General features: G+C 66.1%; 20 protein-coding genes and 1 tRNA gene. 11 read left to right on the top strand and 10 right to left on the bottom strand.

Features of this window, described 5'->3' with window-relative positions; all coding sequences use genetic code 11:
* The coding region (locus ABIR17_RS02270; RefSeq protein ID WP_348002734.1) for a response regulator transcription factor at nt 1–514 on the top strand (514 nt) is incomplete at its 5' end.
* Nucleotides 515–644: 130 nt separating this feature from the next.
* A complete protein-coding gene (locus ABIR17_RS02265; RefSeq protein ID WP_348002733.1) occupies nt 645–968 on the top strand; it encodes a hypothetical protein in 324 nt (107 codons plus the stop codon).
* Nucleotides 969–1,032: 64 nt separating this feature from the next.
* On the opposite strand, the gene def is transcribed toward ABIR17_RS02265, so the two are convergent.
* Entirely contained in the window at nt 1,033–1,599 is a 567-nt protein-coding gene (gene def / locus ABIR17_RS02260; RefSeq protein WP_348002732.1) for a peptide deformylase, read from the bottom strand.
* Between the two features lie 40 nt (nt 1,600–1,639).
* On the opposite strand from def, the gene ABIR17_RS02255 reads away from it, so the two are divergent.
* The 3 genes from ABIR17_RS02255 to ABIR17_RS02245 all read left to right on the top strand — a co-directional run bounded on the left by ABIR17_RS02255 (nt 1,640) and on the right by ABIR17_RS02245 (nt 3,899).
* A complete protein-coding gene (locus ABIR17_RS02255; RefSeq protein WP_348002731.1) occupies nt 1,640–2,605 on the top strand; it encodes a DMT family transporter in 966 nt (321 codons plus the stop codon).
* A gap of 10 nt (nt 2,606–2,615) precedes the next feature.
* Nucleotides 2,616–3,818: a glycosyltransferase gene (locus tag ABIR17_RS02250; protein WP_348002730.1), complete on the top strand. Its 1,203-nt coding sequence runs from the start codon at nt 2,616–2,618 to the stop codon at nt 3,816–3,818.
* Nucleotides 3,819–3,825: 7 nt separating this feature from the next.
* Nucleotides 3,826–3,899: transfer RNA gene (locus ABIR17_RS02245), tRNA-Ile, on the top strand.
* 104 nt (nt 3,900–4,003) lie between these two features.
* On the opposite strand, the gene ABIR17_RS02240 is transcribed toward ABIR17_RS02245, so the two are convergent.
* A complete protein-coding gene (locus tag ABIR17_RS02240) occupies nt 4,004–4,294 on the bottom strand; it encodes a TM2 domain-containing protein (protein WP_348002729.1) in 291 nt (96 codons plus the stop codon).
* Nucleotides 4,295–4,407: 113 nt separating this feature from the next.
* The gene (locus ABIR17_RS02235; protein WP_348002738.1) at nt 4,408–5,589 is read right to left on the bottom strand and encodes an LCP family protein; all 1,182 of its coding nucleotides are present in this window, start codon (nt 5,587–5,589) and stop codon (nt 4,408–4,410) included.
* A gap of 113 nt (nt 5,590–5,702) precedes the next feature.
* On the opposite strand from ABIR17_RS02235, the gene ABIR17_RS02230 reads away from it, so the two are divergent.
* Nucleotides 5,703–6,992 carry an MFS transporter gene (locus tag ABIR17_RS02230; protein ID WP_348002728.1) on the top strand — a complete coding sequence of 430 codons (1,290 nt, stop codon included), beginning with the start codon at nt 5,703–5,705 and terminating at the stop codon, nt 6,990–6,992.
* Complete coding sequence (locus ABIR17_RS02225) at nt 6,989–7,687, top strand: hypothetical protein (protein WP_348002727.1); 699 nt, start codon at nt 6,989–6,991, stop codon at nt 7,685–7,687. Before ABIR17_RS02230 ends, ABIR17_RS02225 begins: the two co-directional genes overlap by 4 nt.
* 22 nt (nt 7,688–7,709) lie before the next feature.
* Here ABIR17_RS02225 and ABIR17_RS02220 read toward each other — a convergent pair whose 3' ends face one another.
* Nucleotides 7,710–11,420 carry a hypothetical protein gene (locus tag ABIR17_RS02220; protein WP_348002726.1) on the bottom strand — a complete coding sequence of 1,237 codons (3,711 nt, stop codon included), beginning with the start codon at nt 11,418–11,420 and terminating at the stop codon, nt 7,710–7,712.
* A 111-nt stretch (nt 11,421–11,531) separates the two neighbouring features.
* On the opposite strand from ABIR17_RS02220, the gene ABIR17_RS02215 reads away from it, so the two are divergent.
* On the top strand, nt 11,532–12,404 hold the full coding sequence (locus ABIR17_RS02215; RefSeq protein WP_348002725.1) for a DUF1684 domain-containing protein: 873 nt from the start codon (nt 11,532–11,534) through the stop codon (nt 12,402–12,404).
* Nucleotides 12,405–12,426: 22 nt separating this feature from the next.
* Here ABIR17_RS02215 and ABIR17_RS02210 read toward each other — a convergent pair whose 3' ends face one another.
* Nucleotides 12,427–13,272: a hypothetical protein gene (locus ABIR17_RS02210; protein ID WP_348002724.1), complete on the bottom strand. Its 846-nt coding sequence runs from the start codon at nt 13,270–13,272 to the stop codon at nt 12,427–12,429.
* An 85-nt stretch (nt 13,273–13,357) separates the two neighbouring features.
* On the opposite strand from ABIR17_RS02210, the gene ABIR17_RS02205 reads away from it, so the two are divergent.
* The 3 genes from ABIR17_RS02205 to ABIR17_RS02195 all read left to right on the top strand — a co-directional run bounded on the left by ABIR17_RS02205 (nt 13,358) and on the right by ABIR17_RS02195 (nt 15,799).
* On the top strand, nt 13,358–14,980 hold the full coding sequence (locus ABIR17_RS02205) for a bifunctional 3'-5' exonuclease/DNA polymerase (protein WP_348002723.1): 1,623 nt from the start codon (nt 13,358–13,360) through the stop codon (nt 14,978–14,980).
* 162 nt (nt 14,981–15,142) lie between these two features.
* Nucleotides 15,143–15,646, top strand: coding sequence for a DUF3145 domain-containing protein (locus ABIR17_RS02200; protein WP_348002737.1), 504 nt, complete (start codon nt 15,143–15,145; stop codon nt 15,644–15,646).
* Nucleotides 15,647–15,661: 15 nt separating this feature from the next.
* Nucleotides 15,662–15,799, top strand: a complete 138-nt coding sequence (locus tag ABIR17_RS02195; protein WP_348002722.1) for a hypothetical protein — start codon at nt 15,662–15,664, stop codon at nt 15,797–15,799.
* 9 nt (nt 15,800–15,808) lie between these two features.
* On the opposite strand, the gene ABIR17_RS02190 is transcribed toward ABIR17_RS02195, so the two are convergent.
* The 5 genes from ABIR17_RS02190 to ABIR17_RS02170 all read right to left on the bottom strand — a co-directional run bounded on the left by ABIR17_RS02190 (nt 15,809) and on the right by ABIR17_RS02170 (nt 20,200).
* A complete protein-coding gene (locus ABIR17_RS02190; protein ID WP_348002721.1) occupies nt 15,809–16,447 on the bottom strand; it encodes an MSMEG_1061 family FMN-dependent PPOX-type flavoprotein in 639 nt (212 codons plus the stop codon).
* Between the two features lie 132 nt (nt 16,448–16,579).
* Nucleotides 16,580–17,821: a beta-ketoacyl-[acyl-carrier-protein] synthase family protein gene (locus tag ABIR17_RS02185; RefSeq protein WP_348002720.1), complete on the bottom strand. Its 1,242-nt coding sequence runs from the start codon at nt 17,819–17,821 to the stop codon at nt 16,580–16,582.
* Nucleotides 17,822–17,921: 100 nt separating this feature from the next.
* Complete coding sequence (locus ABIR17_RS02180; RefSeq protein ID WP_348002719.1) at nt 17,922–18,170, bottom strand: acyl carrier protein; 249 nt, start codon at nt 18,168–18,170, stop codon at nt 17,922–17,924.
* Nucleotides 18,171–18,275: 105 nt separating this feature from the next.
* Nucleotides 18,276–19,274, bottom strand: a complete 999-nt coding sequence (locus ABIR17_RS02175) for a beta-ketoacyl-ACP synthase III (protein WP_348002718.1) — start codon at nt 19,272–19,274, stop codon at nt 18,276–18,278.
* A complete protein-coding gene (locus ABIR17_RS02170) occupies nt 19,271–20,200 on the bottom strand; it encodes an ACP S-malonyltransferase (protein ID WP_348002717.1) in 930 nt (309 codons plus the stop codon). Before ABIR17_RS02170 ends, ABIR17_RS02175 begins: the two co-directional genes overlap by 4 nt.

The raw sequence follows: 20,200 nt of genomic DNA, 5'->3' as shown, positions 1-20,200 counted from the left end.
CGTCCTGATGGATATCCGGATGCCTGACGGAGATGGACTCTGGGCGACCGAGCAGATCGTCGCCGACCCCGCGCTCGCTGGGACTCACGTCGTCGTAGTCACCACTTTCGAACTCGACGAGTACGTTGCTCAGGCGATCCGAGCCGGAGCGAGCGGGTTCCTCGTGAAAGACACCGAACCGGTGGAACTGATCCGCGCCGTGCGGGTGGTCGCAGGCGGCGACGCGCTCCTGAGCCCGAGCGTCACGAAACGTTTGCTGGAGCGCGTCGCGGGCAATCTGCGAGCTGAGCCCGACGTCTCGGCGCTGGTGAACCTGACCGATCGCGAGCGCGAGGTGTTGACGCTCGTCGGGCAGGGTCTGACGAACGACGAGATCGGCGGCCGCCTCTACCTGAGCCCCCTGACGGCAAAAACCCACGTCTCACGCATCATGTCGAAGCTCCTCGCCCGCGATCGCGTGCAACTCGTCGTCATCGCCTACGAGAGCGGCCTGGTCACACCCGGCTCGGAGTAGCGTCAGCGCCGAAACTTGCTCCCGCGGGAGTAGCCGGATCACTCCCGGCAGCGGATTCGCTTCTCGCGACATCGGACGAATGTGGGGATGTCGGATCCACTCAGGATTCGCAGAAACGGAGACACCCCACATGTTCACCGCACTTGCTGTGAGCGCCCTCGCCTTCCACCACTGGGGCGGCGGCTTGTTCTTGCTCTTCATCCCGCTGTTCTTCGTCGTCATCCCGATCATCCTGTTCGCGATCTTCGGACGCCGGTGGCGCAAGCGCCACGGCGGTTACGGCTACGGCATGGGCGGCTTCGGCCCGCACGCCTACTGGGCACGCGCCCAGTCCGCGTCGAGCGCCGAGTCGACCCTCGCGCAGCGTTTCGCGAACGGTGACATCGACGAGAAGGAGTACCGCGCACGCCTCGAAGTGATTCGGGCGAGCGGGGCTGTTCCGCCGACTGCGTAACAGTGGACGAGCCACGAGGTGGCGCGAGGACAGCCGGCGGCGAAAGTCGTCGGCTGTCTTTTCTTTAACCCTCGAGGTGGTCAAGCCCCGGGGTCCAGGACTGACCGGGTGAGCCCCAGCTCCGCTTGCGCACGGCCTTCGCGATCTCTTTGTCGTGGGGGTGCACGAGGCGATCGGCGTACAGGATGCCGTTCAGGTGGTCGAACTCGTGTTGGAAGATGCGGGCCAGCCAGCCCGAAACCCGTAGCTCGTAGTGCTGACCGTCGAGGTCGGTCGCGGTGAGCACGGCATCTACCGATCGTCGTAGCGGGAAGCGCTCACCCGGGATCGAGAGGCACCCCTCTGACTCCTCGTCGTCGTCCAGATCGCCGAGCTCGGTCGGGGTGACGAGCAACTCGGGGTTGATCGCTGTGCCGCTGTGAACGACGCCGTCGTCATCGACCCAGGAGTACACGAAGACGCGCAGCGAGACGCCCACCTGGGGGGCGGCAAGACCGACGCCCGGAGCGGCCGCCATGGTCTCCTCGAGATCGTTCACCAGTTGGCGCACAGATTCGTCGATCTGAGGCACCGCCTGGGCGACGGCATGCAGCACCGGGTCGCCCGTGATCAGGATGGGTCGAACGGCCATTCGCACAGGATATCGGCGCTGCGACCAGTAGATTCTTGGAGTGATCGAGCTCGACGACCTGACCGGCGTGAGCGCCATCGGCAACTACGCACCGATCGGGATCGCCATCGCCCTGGTCGGTGCGATCTTTCTGTCGCTCGGCGCGCAGTTCCAGCACCGAGGTGTCGAGGTCGTCGAGCAGCGACACGGCACCGGGAACAAGGCCGGGCTCAACGTTCGCCAGATGCTGCGGCTCCTCGCGCGACCGTCATGGCTCATCGGCTCGGTCATGTTGGGTTTGGCGATTCTCTTTCAACTGACCAGCCTGGGATTTGCCCCGCTGATCGTCGTGCAGCCGATCGGAGCTGTGGCGCTCGTCATCACGGCAATCGTCAACTCGCGCGTGACCGGTGTGAAAATCAAAGGCGCCGTGTTGCGCGCGATCGGGTTTTGTGTCGCAGGCATCGCACTTTTTGTCACTGTCGCGGCGTTCGTCGCGTCGGAACAGCTCATCACCGAACTTCAGCTGGCGATCATTCTGGGCGTGCTCGGCGGCGTGATCGTGTTGCTTGCGCTGGCGTTCATCCTGTTCAGAAAGCGCGCAACGGCGTTGTTCTACATCGTGTCGGCCGGAATCCTGTACGGGTTCGTCGCGACGCTCGCCAAGGTCGTTATCAACCGTCTCGGAAACCTGGTGGCGGGCGTTATTCCCGGACCATTCGAGTGGTTGACCATCGGGTGCATCGTTGCGCTGCTCGCCGCGATGGCCCTCGGTGCCTACTTCGTGCAGACCGCGTACTCGCTCGGTTCGCCGGATTTGGTGATCGCCGGACTGACCGTCGTCGACCCCCTGGTGGCGGTGACCCTCGGCGTCAGCGTGCTGGGCGAGGCGGCAAACGCACCGCTGTGGGTCGTGCCGGTCTGGTTCGTCGCGGGCGCGATCGCGATCTACGGAGTGTTCCAACTCTCGCGGCACACCCCGCAGACACAGCGGGTAACGCACGGAACTGACGCTCCGGTCGGGTAGCGTCATCCGAGTGCGAATCCTGATCGGCGGCGACACCTTCGCCCCGGATATCAACGGTTCCGCATCCTTCGTCAAACGCCTCGCCGTTGTGCTCGCCGGTCGAGGTCACGAGGTGCACATCGTCGCACCGTCACCTGATGGCCCGGGGCGTGAAGGCTTCGAGATGCATGACGGCATCCAGCTGATGGTTCACCGTCTGACGAGCTGGCGCTGGTACCCGCATCCCTGGTTGCGTTTTGCTCTGCCCTGGCGCGCCAAGCCCAACGGTCGCCGGCTGATGAAAGAGGTCAAGCCGGATGTCGTGCACTTCCAGTCGCACATCATCATCGGCAACGGGCTGGCGCCCGCCGCGAAGGCAGCCGGTATCCGCCTGATCGGCACGAACCACGTGATGGCCGAGAACATCGCTCAGCACGTCACGATTCTTCCGCCGCCGCTGTTGCGTTGGCTCATTCGCGTGCAGTGGAAGGCGGCAGGCAAGGTCTACGGACTTGCTGATGAGGTCACCACACCGACCAAGCGGTCGAGCGACTACTTCGAGCAGATGACCGGCCTGCGCGGCGTGCACTCCATCTCGAACGGCATCGATGCCGCCAACTACCACCCGAACTATGAGCCGCGGGTCGGGAATCGGATCGTCTTTGTCGGGCGGCTCGACGAAGAGAAGTGCATCCATGAGTTGCTCGAGGCGGCAGCCCTCCTCGACCCTGCGCTCGGGGCGAAGGTCGACATCGTCGGGATGGGGGAAGACCTCCACCGCCTTCAGAAGATCGCGCGAGATCTCGGGATCGCCGACGTCGTGACCTTCCACGGCGCGACGTCAGACGAGCAGCTGCGCGACATCCTGACGGCTGGTGCCGTGTTCGCGATGCCGTCGCGCGCCGAACTGCAGTGCATCGCGGCCATGGAGGCGATGGCATCCGCGCTTCCCGTGGTTGCGGCGGACGCCATGGCCCTGCCGCACCTCGTGCACCCCGGCGAGAACGGCTACCTGTACGAACCGGGCAACATTCCCGAGTTCGCCGCCCACCTGACTTCCGTGCTCACGGCCGCCCCTGCCGAGTACACGTCGATGAAGAAAGCTTCGCAACGGATCGTCGCGAAGCACGACCTTCAGCACACCGTCGACGTATTCGAGGCGCTGTATCGTGGGGACGCGGTGACCGACCCGGTTACCGAGCCTGTTCCCATCCCGCGCATCAGCCCGGAGTGAACGGCGCGGGGCGGTAGCTCAGCTGGTTAGAGCAAGGGACTCATAATCCCTGGGTCGCGGGTTCAAGTCCCGCCCGCCCTACTTGGGTCCAGCCACAGAAGAAAAGCCCCTCGTGACCGTGAGGTCTTGAGGGGCTTTGTCTCTGTTGCGACTAGTGCTGGGTTGCGACGAGTTCTGGGTTGCGACTAGTGCTGGCTCGGCAATGCCCATTGTCCGTTGGGGATATAGCTGAACTCGTAGTCGTCGGTCGGGTACGAACTGAGTTTGACCAACGCAATAATGAAGTCGATCAGGACGCCGATTCCGAAAAGCCCAGCGGTCAGGATGTAGAGGATGCCTAGGCCGATCTGACCGCGCAGGAACCGGTGAACCCCGATTACGCCGAAAAAGAAGGTCAGCAGGATGTACACGACCTTGTTGACCCGCCGTGTCGGCAAGACGGCGCGGGGCGGTGGGGGATTCGAAGCGTCGGTCATTGATCGTTCCTTTCGGTGGCCAGCATGCGTAGATCGTTCAGCGCGAGCCTAGGGCAGGTCACCCTCCATGACCGCGACCGGCCCACTCACGACGAAGCGGTCGGCGTCGAGCGTTAGAAGGTGTTGCCGTCTGTGCAGGTCTGCTGTGTCGCGACCTGCCCGTTGATTGACGGAGGTAGCTGAACGACGGCCGTCGTGTCGGGGGGTGTCGTCGGGTTGGACGGCGAATTCGTCGGAGATGGGGACGGCGTCTCCACGACATCCGCGCCCCCGACCACTCCGCCGCCCGGATGTCCGGTGACCACGATCTGCGCATCGGCCGCGATCGCATCCGTCAGCACTTTCGCACTGCCCACGATCGGCTTCACGCCGCTGACGCCGTCGACCTCGGTGGGTCCCGCGGGGTAGAGGACGAACGAAATGTTAGCCAGCGGGATGTCTTTGACCGCGAGTGCCATCGCAGTCATCGCGTCGACGGAGTTGAGCGAGGTGCTCAACTGCATGTTTTCCGCCGCGGCCCGCGCGATCGCGTACACCGTAAGCGGATTGGACAGGGTGCCCTCGGCCTTGATCTTGCGGATGAGCGCGGACAGGAACAACTGCTGGTTGCTGACCCGGGTGGTGTCGCTGCCATCGCCCACGCCGTGCCGGCTGCGCAAGAACTGCAACGCATCCCATCCCTGCAAGGTATGAGTGCCGGCTTCCAAGTCGAAGTGGATCTGCAGGTCGTGCATCGGGACCGCTACACAGACCTCGACGCCGCCCACCGCGTTGGACATCGCGATGACGCCATCGAACTCGATCTTCGCCGCGTAACCGATGTTGAGGCCGGTCAGCGACTCCACCGTCGACACAGCGCACGCGAGGCCGCCGTCGGCAAGCGCTTCATTGATTTTGCGCGTCCCCTGGTTGCCGTGGCACGCGGTGCCGTTGATCGGCACGTACATGTCGCGCTGCAGGCTGACGGCGATCGCGCTGTGGCTGACCGGGGAGATATGCAACAGGATTGTGACGTCGTTGAGGGTCTCTCCGCGTGCCCCATAGGCCGCGTTGCCGTCGCCACTGTCGCTTCCCACGAGAAGAATGTTGACCGGCTCGTCGATCGGGCCGATCGCGGGCGGGGGCTCGCCATTGGTTTGGATGTTGACGCCGGGTTGAAAGCTCGTGCCGATCTGCCAGACGGCAATGCCCGCGACGGATGCTGTGCTGACGAGAACCACCGCAACGGCAGCCCCGACGAAAGAGAGGATGGGCTTGACGGGGCCGAGTCGTGCGAGTCGTCCGTGGCGGGTCATGCTGGTCACGCCGTCGACCCTAGCTGGCCACTCCTTAGGTGTTCCTGAAGGCGGGCCGGTGCACAGCTAACAGGCGGCTGCACAGCTCACCCGCGCGCCCGTAACCTCGTGCCATGAGCGACCGAGTGCTGCCGGACCCCCGCTGGAGCGCGTGGCGAGTCGTTGTGGGTTTCGGTTTGGTCAGCCTCGCGGTCGACTTGGTCGCCGACGGGGCGAAATCGATTCAGGGACCATTGCTCGCGTCACTCGGCGCGAGCGCTTTGGTCGTGGGAATCGTCACAGGTGGCGCTGAAGCGGCAGGATACGGGCTGCGACTCGTGTCTGGTCCGCTCGTGGATCGCACCAAACGGTATTGGGGATTCGCGATCGGCGGCTACGCGCTCACCGCGTTGTGCATTCCGCTGCTCGCGTTCACCCCGTGGATCGGACCGGCCGGGGTCGTGGTGGCGGCGACGCTCATCGTCGTCGAGCGGGTCGGGAAAGCGATCCGGAGTCCCGCGAAGACGGTGCTGCTCGCCCACGCCGCCACCGCGGTCGGTGGTGGCCGCGGATTCGGCGTTCACAAGCTCCTCGACCAGGTCGGGGCGTTCTCGGGGCCGTTGATCGTGGCGGCCGTGATCGCGATCAGCGGCGCGATTTGGCCGGCGTTCGCCATCCTGGCGATCCCGGGGCTGTTCGCGTTGGCGTTCTTGTTGTGGATGCGGCGGCGCGTTCCCGATCCGGGAGCGTTCAGTGCGCCGCTGCTGAGATCGGCCCAACCTCAGGCAGCAGTCTCGTCGTCGCGCGCGATTCCGCGTTCCCTGTACTTGTTTAGCCTCTCGGCGGCTTTCACCAGCTTCGGGCTCGTGGGTTTCGGGGTCATGTCGTTCCACCTGACCGACGCCGGACTCGTTGACGTCGCAGCGGTGCCGCTGGTGTACGCGGTGGGGATGGCGGCCGCGGCGGTTGCGGCCGTGATCACCGGTCGCGCCTACGACACTTTTGGGGGAGCGGTGCTCCTCGTCGTGCCGGTCATGGTCGCCGCCATCCCCGTGCTGACGCTGTCATCCACCTTTGCCTGGGTGATCGTGGGCGTCATGGTGTGGGGTGCGGCTACCGGTGTGCACGACTCGACCGTGAAAGCGCTCGTGGCCGACCTCGTTCCGGTCGCCAGACGCGGAACGGCCTACGGGGTCTTCGCGGTGTTTCAAGGAGCCGGGACGTTCGCAGGGGCGGTGGTGGCCGGGGCGCTCTACCCTGACGCAGGCACTCTGAGCATCATCACGATCCCGGCTCAGATCGCCTCCCTGGTGCTTCTCATTGTGGTCGTGCGCGCGCGTCGTCGGGGTGTCAACCGGAAGACCCCGCCCATCCGTCGTGAAAATGAAGCTCGCGCTGGGCATAACGAAACGGAGCAATCATGACTTACTCTCTCGACATGACGACTGCTCGACGAAATGCAGTAATTGCGGTGGCGGCACTCTCACTCGTTGCCCTGGCGGGCTGCGTTCCGACAGCCACACCGGGGGGCGGCAGCTCCAGCCCAAGTGGCTCGCCCGCCTCGAGTGCGACTCCGAGTGGCTCGCCGACGACAGCCGCGCCGGAGGCGGTGACGTTGGTGATCCAGGCCGAGTCAATTCGAGTTCTCGGAGCCGACGACGCACTCATCACCGAGATCCCGTATACGGCATCCGGCGCGTCTGCGGTGAGCCTCCTGACCGACCTGATCGGTAGTCCGGTCGTGAAGAACTTTCCCGCCGACGGCAGCTGCCAGACGGCGACCATCAAGTACGACTGGGGCGGATTCGTGCTCTCCGACCCCGGTGAGGTCATCGTCGGACCGGGCGCGCTCTACTCGGTGCTGGCGACTTCGGTTGCCACGTCGGGCGGGGTTGGCCTCGAGGCCACTGACGGAGAGCAAGTCGGCACCACCTCTGCCACCGTGCTCTCGACCTACCCCCACGTCACATTCGACGACGACGGATCGGGCGGGGGAGTGCTGCATTTGCAAACCGCCGCAGGCGGATCGGGCGCCGACTCGTGGGGTGTCGGCGGCTTCGTCAGCGCAGGCACGATGGATCAGATCGTGTCGCCGATCTACTTCTACGGCGACTGCTGAGGCCGTGGTAGCGCCGTAGCCTCTACCGCAAGTCACGCATCCGAGGCCCGCGGGTCTTGTCGCCGCCGGTGCGTCGCTCGAAGCCAATAGCGATGACGAGAAGTACTGTCGCGGCGGTGCCCAGGGCGACGTAGAGCACAACGGCGTCGATCGCCGTTCCGAGGCGCACGAGCACGACGATGATCTCGATACCGAAGGTCACGAGGCTCAGGATGAACGGGGCCGCGTAGCGGAAGAACGAACCGCCGAGCAGCATCACGAGAGCGAGCGCGATCACGAGGATCGCACGCCAGGTCGCCGGGTTGGTCCCCGTTGCGAGCACTGAGGGCAGCACCGTCACCACGAGTCCCGGACTGATCGCTACCCACGACCGCGTGAAGCCGACCGGCCACGAGATCGCCGTTCCACCCGTCGCACCGACGCCGCGCGTCAGCGCGAGCACGCCGGCTGCGGTGAGCGCGAACCCGAGGGGGAGCGAGAACCATTCCACGTTCAGTTCGCGCGTGCTCCATCCGGCGACCGCGACCGCCCACGCCACGGCGAAGGTCGCCCAAACGGGAGGCAACGTGGTCGGGCCCGCGAGCGCGCGCACGACTGAGACGATCATCAGGGCGAGAAGCGCGAGCATGAGTCCCCACAGGGTCCACATGGGCGCGCCGGGGGCGACAGCAGTGATCGGGCCGAGCCCGAGGAAGACGAGGGCCGGAAGCAACACCCACCGGCTGGGACCGGTCGCCGAGCGAAGCCGCAGCGAGAACCCCGCGGCAGCGGCCAAGAGTGTCGCGGCGATGGCGTACGCGAGCACCGTCAGCATCACGGATTGAGAATCAGTCGTGGCGAGGTGATCGGCCCCGACTCCGTAGCGGGCGCCCTGCACGGCACCCGCCGCGGCGGCACCGATCCCCGCCGCGAGCACGGGAATACGCAGCACTGAGAGTCGCCAGCGGCCAGTCCCGCGGTCGAGCACAACGCCGATCACGAGCAGAACGAGGGATGCCGTCAGGAGCGCCAGCGCACGCCAGGGGAGCACGGCATCCGGTCCCGATCCGCTGACTGCCAGTACGACCAGGGATGTCGCCAACGCGATCGCGAGCCCTGGGCCGACGAGCGCGCCGCCGCTGCGACCGCGCAGGGTCAGCATCAGGCCGACGAGCGCCGCACCGAGCGCGGGCGGATAGACGTACGGCTCGATATCGGCGATCCCGACCAAGCCCCAGACGCACCACAGGGCGGCAGTCCAGGATGCGGCGGCCGCCCACCAGCCGAAGCGGCGCTTCGCGAATACTGCCGCGGCGGCAGCCCCAATCCCGAGGATGACGAACACCGTGAGCGAGGTGCCCAGGTCGGGAGTCTGAAGCACGAGCGAAAGGAGGGCCGCGATTGCGCCGGTCACGAAGGCCGAGATTTCGATCCAGCGCTGCACCGACCGGGACTGATCATCCGGAATCTCTCCGCGACGCAGCGAATCGCCGACCAGTGGCGTGATCGGCAACACCAGGGCGACCAAGGTTGCGATGATCGGCAGAGTGACGGGTGCGCCACCGCCGCCGTTCCAGGCCGGCACGATGTTCGTCTCTATGATGCGTGGGACCAGGTTGACGACCGCGACCGCGAGTGACGGCAGCATCAGAGCCGCCGCAGCACTGCGGAGCACGATGTTCAGTCCCGGGCGGCGCGTCAGAGTGAGAGTAAGTGCCAGGGCGAAGATCGCCGCGTTCGCGAGTGCGGTCTCCCAGGTGCGTTCCGCGATGACCGTCGCCACACCGATCAGGAACGGGACGGCGGTCACGCCCAGAACGGCATACCAAAGACGTGCGCGCACGCGTCGGATCAGGGTCACCGCGAGCGCAAAGAGCGATGCGGCGGTTGCGGTGTACGAGAGCACCGGGATGGCGTCGAGACCGAGCAGGTCGAGCCCGCGAGCCACGATGATGAGTGCGAAGCCATACCCGACGACGACGTAGGCAGGTCGCGCGGCGGCGGGCATGGCTAGGGCAAGAAGCGCGAACGAGGCGACGATCAGCACGCCGGCGGCAACGACCACGCGGTCGTCGACCCACGAGATCGCGACGAGGTAGAGCAGGATGACGTGCGCTGCCGCGAGCAACGGGATGCGAAGTGCGAGGGCCGCCGTTCGAACGCGCGGCACCACAACCAGCGCCAGCGAGATTCCCGCTGCGAGGACGATGCCCAACACGATTTGCCCAGGGCGAGAAAGGCTTGACCAACCTGGCGCCGCAGCCAGGGTGGCGCCGGCGAGCCATGCGCTCAGAATGAGGAAGGCACGCCCTGGGCCGCTGCTGCCGCGCCGGGCGGCTACGGCGACCGCGAGCACACCGGCCGCGGCAACGCCGAGGCCCAGGATCGCGGCAAGGCTCATGACGCCCGGAATCAAGGACGACGACCGCGCCATCGGTACCAACCACCACGAAGGGTCGCCCGCGGTACTGCTTCCGTACCGGTCGCGAGTAAGGGGCGAGAGCAACTGGGCACCGGCAATCACCGTTGCGGGTACGGCGGCTGCAAGCATGACGGCGAGGCCGCCGATGCGGAGTGCCGCGCGCCGCACCGTGCCCGGCCACGGCGTCACGACGAGGGCCGTCAGCGCGACCGCGGCTGCGGCTGGAACGAGGGCCAACATCCATACGTCGTCATGGAGGTCGAGAGCGAACGGCAGGATGCCGACCGCGGCAACTCCGAGAACACCGACTGCGGCGCTCCACGCCTTCGCGGCGAGAGTGCGGGTCGCGGCGGCGGCGAGGAGAGCGGTGACAGCGAACACGACGGCGGTGCCGACATCGCGTTCGACACGTCCGTGAACCGCGATGGAGGGCAGGGTGAGCAGCGCGACGGCTGCGAAGCCCGCCGCGAGCACGACCATCGTCACGCGGTCGGCGAGCAGGGGGCTGGCAAAGCGTGCCGCGAAGCGACGGGCAAACTCGTACCCGACCAGCGCTACTGCGGCAGCACCCAGGTGCCCGACGATCGTCGACCACGGCCCCTCGGTCGCGTACCCGAAGAACGCGGGCACCAGCACCAGGCCGACGAGCCCCAGCCACAGCCAGGTGCGCAGGCGCACCAGGAGGGCGATCAGCAGGGTGAACACGGAGGCGACCAGGGTGGAGATCGCCGCGAGCGTCCAGGGACTCAGGTCACCCGGAGCGAGCTCGGAGATCGCCCAGACGTCGAGCGCGACGAACACCATCGCAAGAGCTCCCACCGCCTCGGCGGAGAATCTCAGGGTCAGCCGCGCGAGCAGCCAGGCGAAACCCAAGAACAGCAGGGTGACGATTCCGAGCACGATCCGGCGCGCAGAGAGGTCGACATCCTGACTGAAGAACCGGAAGACGATAACGGCCACGGCAAAGAGCGCCGCACCCGCGATGGCGAGCACCGACTGGAGGCTGATCTGAGAACTGACCGTTGCGGTTCGTTGGGCAGGGACCCCGACTACCGGAGGGGCTCCCACCGGTGCTGGGGAGCCGACCGCCGACGGTGCGCCCACAGGTGGGGGCGCGAGGGCAGCCTTCGTGGTGAGGCGCCCCACGATCTCTTGGCGCCGCTGCAGCAACGATGCGGCCTGCGCCGAGACGTCTCGCAATTCGTCGGCGATCGGGCCAACGAGGATGGCTCCGCAGTACGGACAGTACTCCGAATTGACCGGACCGCGCTCACACCGGGGACACGTTGTCGACCCGAGCAGATATCGGGCAGCTTGATCACTCCACGGCATGGCCGGAGTCTAAACACAGCGGATGCGCTCCATGGGCGGGTCGCCCGAAGTTGGGGAATTCGGCCGTGTCCCCAACGGTTGACTCTGGTGACCTGAGTGAGGATGGACCGCATGACCGTGACCGACTCGAGCACCGACTCGACTTCGAATGTGCCCGCCGAGAAGTCACCCGAAGAGCAGCTCGCCTACTTTCACGAGAGGCGGCAACTGGCGGTCACTCAGCCGCTCGGCAGCCTCGCGCTGACCAACACCCAGGTGGTCGACGTCGAGCAGCCGATCTGGGGCGTTCCGGGCCGCTGGGCACCGCTCCCCGCGGAAGAGTCGGGCCTCAAGGTGATCGCTGCTGCGGCTGACGGCATCCTGGTGGATGGCGTGCTCGTCGACGGTGAAGCCATCGTGCGCGGCAAAGATGACCCGAACCCGTCGGATGTCGTGTTCAGCGATACCGTGCGCGGGGTGGTCATTACGCAGGCTGGCGGCGGGTACGCGCTTCGAGTGTGGGACGCGAAGTCTGAGGCGATCGAGAACTTCGGCGAAATCGACACCTTCCCGTACAACCCCGACTGGATTGTCACCGCGGCGTGGGCAGAGAACCCCGAGGGCACGACGATGGGCTTTGAGCACGTCAAAGATGAGGATGGCAAGGCGGACCCTCGCGAAGAGGTGATCCCCGGCAGCATCCGGTTCTCGCGGGACGGGGTCGGTTACGACCTCGTGGCGTTCAAAGCGGGTCGTGCGCTGCAACTGGTCTTCGCCGATGCCACGAGCGGCGACTCGACCTACAGCGTCGGGCGCTTCCTGTTCGTCGCTCCGAACCCCGACGGCACCATCACTCTCGACTTCAACCGTGCGGTCCTCCCGCCGTGTGCGTTCAGCTACGCCTTCAACTGCCCGCTGCCGCCGAAGCAGAATCGCTTCGGCATCCCGATCGAAGCGGGCGAGAAGAACGTACTCGCGAAAGACGGCTCGCTGTTGCACGGCTGAGCGCGCTGACGTCGGCGTGACGTCAGTCGTTATCGCACCGAGTTGGCGCGTCGCCTCCGTTGACCACGCCGGGGAGACCCTGCGCGTCGAGGTAGTCGGACAAGATCTGCAGGACGCGAAGGCCGATCAGGTCCGCCTCGAGACGTGCCCGCGGGTACGGCGCAAAGGCTCCGGGCTCCGTTCCCCAATCGGCCAGATCCGCGGAGACATCGATCGTCGAGAGGTCGAGACCTGCGAGATACGCACGAGCGCGGGCGAGCACAGCCGGGTCGCTCACCGCGAAGAACACCGTCACGTGTATCTCGCAAACCTCGCCTGATGCGGTGATCCGAAAGCCTTCGAAATCTGGGGGTGTCACACTCCAGTTGCCGAACGGTCGCCCGGCGAGGTCAGCGGCAGTCGGCCGCGGGTCGTCCTGATATATGGGCGGCGGAGGCTGGCATTCGTGGGTCTCGGCGACGAACACCTGCGCGTTGGGGCTACCGGACTTGTGGACGGCATTCGTCGCCCCGTCGCGCAGCAGCTCGAGAACGGAGGCGATCTCGACGGAAGTCGCAGATTGGGTGCCCCCGAGTCCGGCCGGCGTGATCCCCGCTGCGGCCGCGCCGTTCAGGGTTTGCAGGTCTGCCGTGCGCAGGTACCGTCGAGCGACCAAGGACGAGGATTCGCGGTGATCGTTGACGAAGGCGGTGAGACGCAGATACCAAATTTCACCCGACGAGGCGACATAGGCGCGAGTGACGGTGTCATCGACGGCGATGGGTGACGGTCGCAGCATGACTGCCGCCGCGCCGGCGACCACGCCCGCCGCGAGAACGGCAAGGGCGCCGATGGTGAGCGCGGTCCGCACCGGACTGCGTCGTGTCATCTGTTCACCTCCGTAGCCATCCTCGATCCTCCATCCTCGCTGAGTCAGACAGTGTGGTGTGTGTGGCTGACGGCAGACTGAAGGCGTGCTGATCACCCTGCGCTCGACGTCGACCGGCGTTGTCGCGACGGACCTGGATGATGACGGCGCCGTCGGAGTCGTCACGACCCTCGATCCCGTTGGGCTTGCCGCGTGGGTGGCAGCCCGGGAACTTGAGCACCCGCGATGGGTGTGGAACGACACCTCCCGCTGGTATCCACCGCTGCTTGCCGCCGGCGTGAGAGTTGAGCGGTGCATCGACCTTCGGCTGTGCCACGTGATCCTGCGCAACTCGGCGTCGTCGGTCACCTCCGAGATTGCGGGTGCCGCCCCTGATGACTGGGATCGTCCCGCGCGAACTGCGGCAGTGGCATCCGATGCCCTCTTCGACCTCGAGCCGCTGCCCGACGATGACGACCCGGTCGCGGAGTACCTCCGGCAGCGGGCGGCAGTCGCTGGGGTGCCGCGACTCGGGTTGTTGCTCGCTGCGGAGAGCGTCGGCGCCCTGGTTGCGGCCGAGATGCGGTTTGCCGGCCTGCCGTGGGATGTCGGCGTACATGACGAGTTGCTCACCGACATCCTGGGTCCGCGCGTCGCGGGCGGTCGTCCGGAGAAGCTTGAGGCGCTCGCCGCGAAGCTGCGCGAACTGCTCGATGCACCAACCCTCAACCTCGACTCCCAACAGGATCTGCTCAAGGCTCTTCAGAACGCTGGATTCCGGGTCGAGTCGACCAGCAAGTGGGAGATCAAAGAGATCGACCATCCGGCCGTCGAACCGCTCCTCGAATACAAGACCCTGTCGCGGCTGCTGTCGGCCAACGGCTGGCACTGGCTCGAGGAGTGGGTGCACGACGGCCGCTTCCGGCCGGTCTACGTCCCCGGTGGAGTCGTGACCGGACGGTGGGCATCGGATGGCGGGGGAGCGCTGCAGTTGCCGCGCCAGGTGCGCAGCGCCGTCATTCCGGATCCCGGTTGGAAGTTCGTGGTTGCCGACGCCTCCCAGTTGGAGCCGCGGGTTCTCGCCGCAATGTCGGGCGATCGGGCAATGGCACTCGCCGGACAAGCGGCCGACATGTACCAGGGGATGGTCTCGTCGGGAGCGGTCGAAACGAGATCGCAGGCGAAGTTCGGGATGCTCGGCGCGATTTACGGCGGCACGACAGGCGAGAGCGGGCGGATGAAGCCGCGCATCGAGAAGGCGTTCCCCGCGGCGATGGCGTACGTCGAAGCCGCGGCGCGAGCGGGGGAGCACGGGGATGTCGTCTCGACCTGGCTCGGTCGCTCCTCGCCACCCGGAGAGGGCCTGGGCTACGACGAGATCGCCACCGAGGCCCAGAAGCGTCGCACCCAGCAGCGTGCCGCCGCCTGGGGCCGTTTCACCCGCAACTTCGTCGTCCAGGGCACGGCCGCCGAATGGGCGCTGTGTTGGATGGGGTCGCTGCGTCCTCGGCTCTGGGAGCTGCCGGGATCCACCCTGGTCGACAAGCCGCACCTGGTGTTCTTTCTGCACGACGAATTGATCGTGCACACCCCAGCTGAACTGGCGCCTGACGTCGAAACCGCGATGCGGGATGCGGCCGCCGAGGCCGGGCGACTGCTGTTTGGGCCGGTGCCGGTCGAGTGGGCGGTCTCGGTGGCTACCGTCGACCGGTACAGCGACGCCAAGTGATGGGACGTGACAGCGGTTTCTGAGAATCATCCCGGTGTAATCACAGTCTTGTGATTCTCGGCATTTCTCGTGCATAATCGCACTTGAGTCATATATCTCGAACACATTCACCAGGTCGATGGGGAAGTCGCATCCTGACGAATGGAGAGAGAAGTGGCTGCTGTGCAATCGAAGATCGCACGCGGAGTGGTCTACATCCATTCCGCACCGAGCGCGTTGCGTCCCCACGTCGAGTGGGCGGCGGGTCGCGCCCTCGGCCGTGCCGTCAATTTTGACTGGCGTGAGCAGCCCGTGCTCAAGGGCTCGTTCCGCACGGAGTTCTTCTGGGAAGGCGACCGGGGCACCGGGGCGGCTCTGGCATCCGGCCTGCGTGGCTGGGAGCACCTCCGTTACGAAGTCACCGAAGATGCCGGACTCGGCACCGACGGCGGCCGGTGGATGCACACGCCCGACCTCGGGATCTACTTTGCCCAGGCCGACACCGCGGGAAACCTGGTCATTCCCGAAGACCGCATCCGCTCGGCGATGGAACTCGCCGGCTCAGACGCCTTCGAACTCCACCGCGAACTGCGACTCGTGCTCGGGCAGGCCTGGGACGACGAACTCGAAGCGTTCCGGTTGGCATCGGAGGAATCTCCGGTGATCTGGCTGCACAAGGTCGGCTAAGGGAAGGGCTTGAGGATGCGCACGCTGATCCTGCTGGATGACGTCGACCAGATTCTCGAGGGCGACACGATCATCGACACCTCCGCGCTCGCGCCGCTCGGCGTCGACGGTGAAGGGGACTGCGGCGACCACGCCGGTTGCCGCTCGCTTTAGCCGGAGACCTCAGGCGTAGAGGCCGCGCGAGTAGTTCGGCGCGTCGTAGTACGCGTCGAGCGTCTCGATCGAGTCATCCGGCCGCTCGCAGAGCTGGGCGATGACCGCGCGTCGCGGTACCTGGCCTTCGGGATCCCAGGTCGAGGCATCCCAGAGTTGGGAACGCAGGAACGCCTTCGAGCAGTGGTGGAAGATCTGATCGATCTCGACCACGATCGCCAGCAGCGGCCGGTGGCCCTTGACGACCATGTCGTCGAAGAACGGCGCCTCGCGCACCAGGTGGGCGCGGCCGTTGATCCGCAGGGTGTCACCGCGACCCGGGATGAGGAAGATCAGCCCGACTCGCGGGTCGCTGAGGATGTTGCGGTACCCGTCTGCGCGCCTGTTGCCCGGACGTTCGGCGATCGCGATCGTGGTGTCGTCGATGACGTGCACCAGCTGACCCGCCGGGTCGCCCTTGGGGGAGGCGTCGCCGCCGTCGGGTCCGGTGGTCGCGATCACGCAGAACGGGGATGCCGCGAGCCATGCGCGATCGATCGTGAGGAGCGCTTGGCGTTCCTTGCTCGCGGTGCGCGGGAGCGGCATCCCGATCACTTCCACGAGCGCGTCGAGGTCGTCGATCGTGGTCCAGGTGTCAGAAACTGTCACATTTCCAACCTACGCCGAGTTTGTAACGGCCTGGCGGCACTAACTCTCGGTATCCGGGGCACTTGTCAACGAGACGTCGATGAGCCCGCAGATTTCCGAGAGTTAGGGTCGCGCCCCGCCCCGCGCAGCCCGCTACTCGTCGTAGGAGCGGATCGCGACGACCGCGTTGTGCCCGCCGAAGCCGAACGAGTTGCTGATCGCGAGTTGCGGGGCATCTCCGAGGGCGTGCGGCTCGGTGGGCACGAACAGGGGGATCTCGGGATCCTGGTTGTCGAGGTTGATCGTCGGGGGCGCAGTGCGGCTCTGTACCGCAAGCACGGTGATCATCGCTTCGAGGGCTCCCGTTCCGCCGAGCAGGTGCCCGTGAGCGCCCTTCGTGGCCGACACCGGAATTTCCTTCACCCGATCACCAAATACCGCGTGCAGCGCCCTGTATTCGGCAATATCGCCGACCGGCGTGCTGGTCGCATGCGCGTTGATGTGAGTGACGTCGTCGACCGTGGCTCCGGCCTGCGCGAGCGCGGCGAGCACCGCCCGTGAGGCTCCGCGACCTTCCGGGTCGGGAGCGGTGATGTGGTACGAGTCGCTCGTGACGCCGCCGCCGGCGATCTCGGCGTAGATCTTGGCGCCGCGGGCCAGCGCGTGTTCGAGGGTCTCGAGCACGAGCGTCGCGCTGCCTTCGCCCATGACGAAGCCGTCGCGGTCGATGTCATAGGGCCGGGATGCCGCGCGCGGGTCGTCATTGCGACGCGAGAGCGCCTGCATTGACGAGAACGACGCGAGCGTGATCGGGTGCACGCACGACTCGGTGCCGCCGGCCAGGATCATGTCGGCGTAGCCCGCCTGAAGGTGGTCGTAGGCGTTGGCGATCGCCTCGGTGCTCGAGGCACAGGCCGAGACGTCGGTGCGCGCAAAGGCGCGAGCGTCCAGATCCATCGAGACGGCAGCGGATGCCGCGTTCGGCATCAGCATCGGAACTGTCATCGGCAGAACGCGACGCGAACCCTTCTCGCGCAGGGTGTCCCAGGCGTCAAGAAGCGTCCAGAGTCCGCCGATACCGGTGGAGAACTCCACGCCGAGGCGGGTCTTGTCGATGTCGGGCGCGCCGGCATCCTTCCACGCCTCGCGGGCTGAGATGAGGGCGAACTGGCTGTTCGGGTCGAGGCGTTTGGTTTCGACGCGTTCGAGCACTTCGGAGGGCCGAACTTTGGCCTCCATCGCGAAGTTCACCGGGAGGTCGTACATGCCCGCCCACTCGTGGGTCAGCGTATTGGCGCCGGACTCCTTGGCGAGCAGAGCCTGCCAGGTCTCGGGGGCGGTTCCACCGAGCGGCGTTGATGCGCCGATTCCGGTGACGACGATTCGCTTGGTCATTCGAATCACAGCTTCCTGAATAGATCTGGTTCCTGAAAAGTTGGGCGGGGGCTCTCGCCCCCGCCCAGCTACAAACCTGCGGTTGTTAGCTCTGAACCCTTTAGCCCTGGGCCTTGACGATAAACGAAACAGCGTCGCCGACGGTGGCCAGGTTCTTGACCTCTTCGTCGGGGATCTTGACGTCGAACTTCTCTTCGGCGTTGACCACGATCGTCATCATCGAGATCGAGTCGATGTCGAGGTCGTCGGTGAACGACTTGCCCAGTTCCACGCTGTCCGTTGCGATTCCGGTCTCGTCGTTGATCAGTTCCGCCAGACCGGCGAGAACCTCTTCGGTGGACAGTGCCATGGTGTTTCTCCTTGTGTGAGGGGTGAAGCGTCTGAGGTGAAGCGTGTGAGGTGAAGCGTCAGGATTCGAGTGACCGAGGTCGATTCTACCGGGGGTACAGGGCTGCTAGGGGAGACGAACGACCTGAGCGCCGTAAACCAGCCCGGCCCCGAAGCCGATCTGAAGCGCCAGGCCACCGCTGAGTTGCGGGTTCTCTTCGAGCAATCGGTGGGTGGCGAGCGGGATGGATGCGGCCGAGGTGTTTCCCGTTGTCTCGATGTCGCGGCCGATGATCACCGACTCGGGAAGCCCGAGTTGCTTGGCGAGTTCGTCGATGATGCGCATATTCGCCTGATGGGGAATGAAGGCAGCGAGATCGTCGACCGTGACGCCGGCCTTCTCGAGAGCCTGCTTGGCGACTTTGGCCATTTCCCAGACGGCCCACCGAAACACGGCCTGGCCGTCTTGTCGCATCGTCGGCCACGGCTTGACCTTGTCGAGGTACTCCTCGAAGGTGCCGTTCATGCCCACGGCGTCCCACTTCGAGCCGTCGGAACCCCAGACTGTCGCCGAAATGCCCGGTTCGTCGGCGGGGCCAACGATGGCCGCACCCGCGCCGTCGCCGAGCAGGAACGAGATCGACCGGTCTTCGGGATGCACATACTGCGAGAGCTTCTCCGCGCCCACCACGAGCACGTACTCGGCGGCACCGCTTCGGATGAGGGCGTCGGCCTGCGCGATCCCGTAGGTGTAGCCGGCACAGGCGGCACTGATGTCGTAGGCGGGAGCGGGGGTTGCCCCGATCTTGTCGGCCAGTAACGCCGCCATCGACGGGGTTACGGCGACGTTGCTGATCGTTGAAACCAGCACAGCACCGATCTGGTCGGGTCGGATGCCCGCCTTCTCGATCGCTTCGCGGGACGCGGCCTCAGCCAGGTCGATCGCATTGACGCCCTTGCTGGCGCGCTTGCGGGTAATGATGCCGGTGCGCTGGCGAATCCACTCATCACTTGAGTCGATCGCTGCGACGAGGTCGTCATTCGGAACGGTGAGATCTCCGCGTGCCGCCCCGAGGGAGAGGATGCGCGTGTACTTGTGGCCTTCGGCCTGCTTCAGAGTGGTCATGACGGTGCGCTGCTCTGTTCTTCGATGAGGGCGATGGCGGCCGGGATGTCATCCGGAGTTTTGACGGCCACGGTCGGCAACCCTTTGAGGCCGCGCTTGGCGAGACCCACCAGAGCACCGGCCGGGGCGAGCTCGACGAGTCCGGTAACGCCGGCGTTCTCGAACGCGGCCATGCAGAGGTCCCACCGCACCGGGTTGGCGACCTGGCCAACCAGCAGGTCGACGAACGCCGCACCGGATGCGATGGTCTCGCCGTCTCTGTTGGTCCAGATGGTGAGGGTCGGGTCGCTGATGGCGATTCCTGAGGTGGCTTCGCGCAGCCGTTGCACGGCGGGCAGCATGTATCGAGTGTGGAACGCGCCGGCCACCTGAAGCGGGATGACGCGTGAACCGGCGGGCGGGTTCTGCGCCAGCTGCGCGAGAGCAACCAGATCGCCGGCGACCACGAGTTGCCCGCCACCGTTGTAGTTCGCGGGGGAGAGGCCGAGATCGTTCAACTGCTCAAGAAGGTCGTTCTCATCTCCGCCGATCACCGCAGCCATGCCGGTGGCCTCGAGAGATGCGGCCTGAGCCATCGCGCTGCCGCGTTCGCGCACCAGAGCAAGAGCGTCGGATTCGCTGAGGATGCCGGCCGCGGCTGCCGCGGCAAACTCGCCGACCGAGTGGCCTGCGACGCCGGCAAGTCGGTCACGGTGACTCGCAAGGGCGCCGAAAGCGAGCAGCGAGGCGGCGACGATGAGGGGCTGGGCTACTGCGGTGTCGCGGATGGTGTCGGCGTCAGAGACCGTGCCATGCGCCTTCAGATCGATCCCGGCGGCGTCTGCAAGCGCACCGAGGTGATCGGCGAATCGGGATTCGGCGAGCCAAGGTTCCAAAAACCCGGGAGTTTGGGATCCCTGCCCTGGGGCTACGACGACGACACTCAC

Source organism: Pseudolysinimonas sp. (assembly GCF_039912695.1).
Taxonomy (GTDB): Bacteria; Actinomycetota; Actinomycetes; order Actinomycetales; family Microbacteriaceae; genus Pseudolysinimonas_A.
Note: the sequence above shows the minus strand (reverse complement) of the source record. Positions and strands in the feature narration are given on the sequence as shown.

Excerpts from the sequence above, each read along its gene's own strand:
- ABIR17_RS02185 (WP_348002720.1), bottom strand. The coding sequence starts at position 17,821 with ATGACCAAGCGAATCGTCGTCACCGGAATCGGCGCATCAACGCCGCTC.
- ABIR17_RS02210 (WP_348002724.1), bottom strand. The coding sequence starts at position 13,272 with ATGACACGACGCAGTCCGGTGCGGACCGCGCTCACCATCGGCGCCCTT.
- ABIR17_RS02215 (WP_348002725.1), top strand. The coding sequence starts at position 11,532 with ATGACCGTGACCGACTCGAGCACCGACTCGACTTCGAATGTGCCCGCC.
- ABIR17_RS02225 (WP_348002727.1), top strand. The coding sequence starts at position 6,989 with ATGACTTACTCTCTCGACATGACGACTGCTCGACGAAATGCAGTAATT.
- def (WP_348002732.1), bottom strand. The coding sequence starts at position 1,599 with ATGGCCGTTCGACCCATCCTGATCACGGGCGACCCGGTGCTGCATGCC.
- ABIR17_RS02240 (WP_348002729.1), bottom strand. The coding sequence starts at position 4,294 with ATGACCGACGCTTCGAATCCCCCACCGCCCCGCGCCGTCTTGCCGACA.
- ABIR17_RS02220 (WP_348002726.1), bottom strand. The coding sequence starts at position 11,420 with ATGCCGTGGAGTGATCAAGCTGCCCGATATCTGCTCGGGTCGACAACG.
- ABIR17_RS02235 (WP_348002738.1), bottom strand. The coding sequence starts at position 5,589 with ATGACCCGCCACGGACGACTCGCACGACTCGGCCCCGTCAAGCCCATC.
- ABIR17_RS02180 (WP_348002719.1), bottom strand. The coding sequence starts at position 18,170 with ATGGCACTGTCCACCGAAGAGGTTCTCGCCGGTCTGGCGGAACTGATC.
- ABIR17_RS02230 (WP_348002728.1), top strand. The coding sequence starts at position 5,703 with ATGAGCGACCGAGTGCTGCCGGACCCCCGCTGGAGCGCGTGGCGAGTC.
- ABIR17_RS02265 (WP_348002733.1), top strand. The coding sequence starts at position 645 with ATGTTCACCGCACTTGCTGTGAGCGCCCTCGCCTTCCACCACTGGGGC.
- ABIR17_RS02175 (WP_348002718.1), bottom strand. The coding sequence starts at position 19,274 with ATGACCACTCTGAAGCAGGCCGAAGGCCACAAGTACACGCGCATCCTC.
- ABIR17_RS02195 (WP_348002722.1), top strand. The coding sequence starts at position 15,662 with ATGCGCACGCTGATCCTGCTGGATGACGTCGACCAGATTCTCGAGGGC.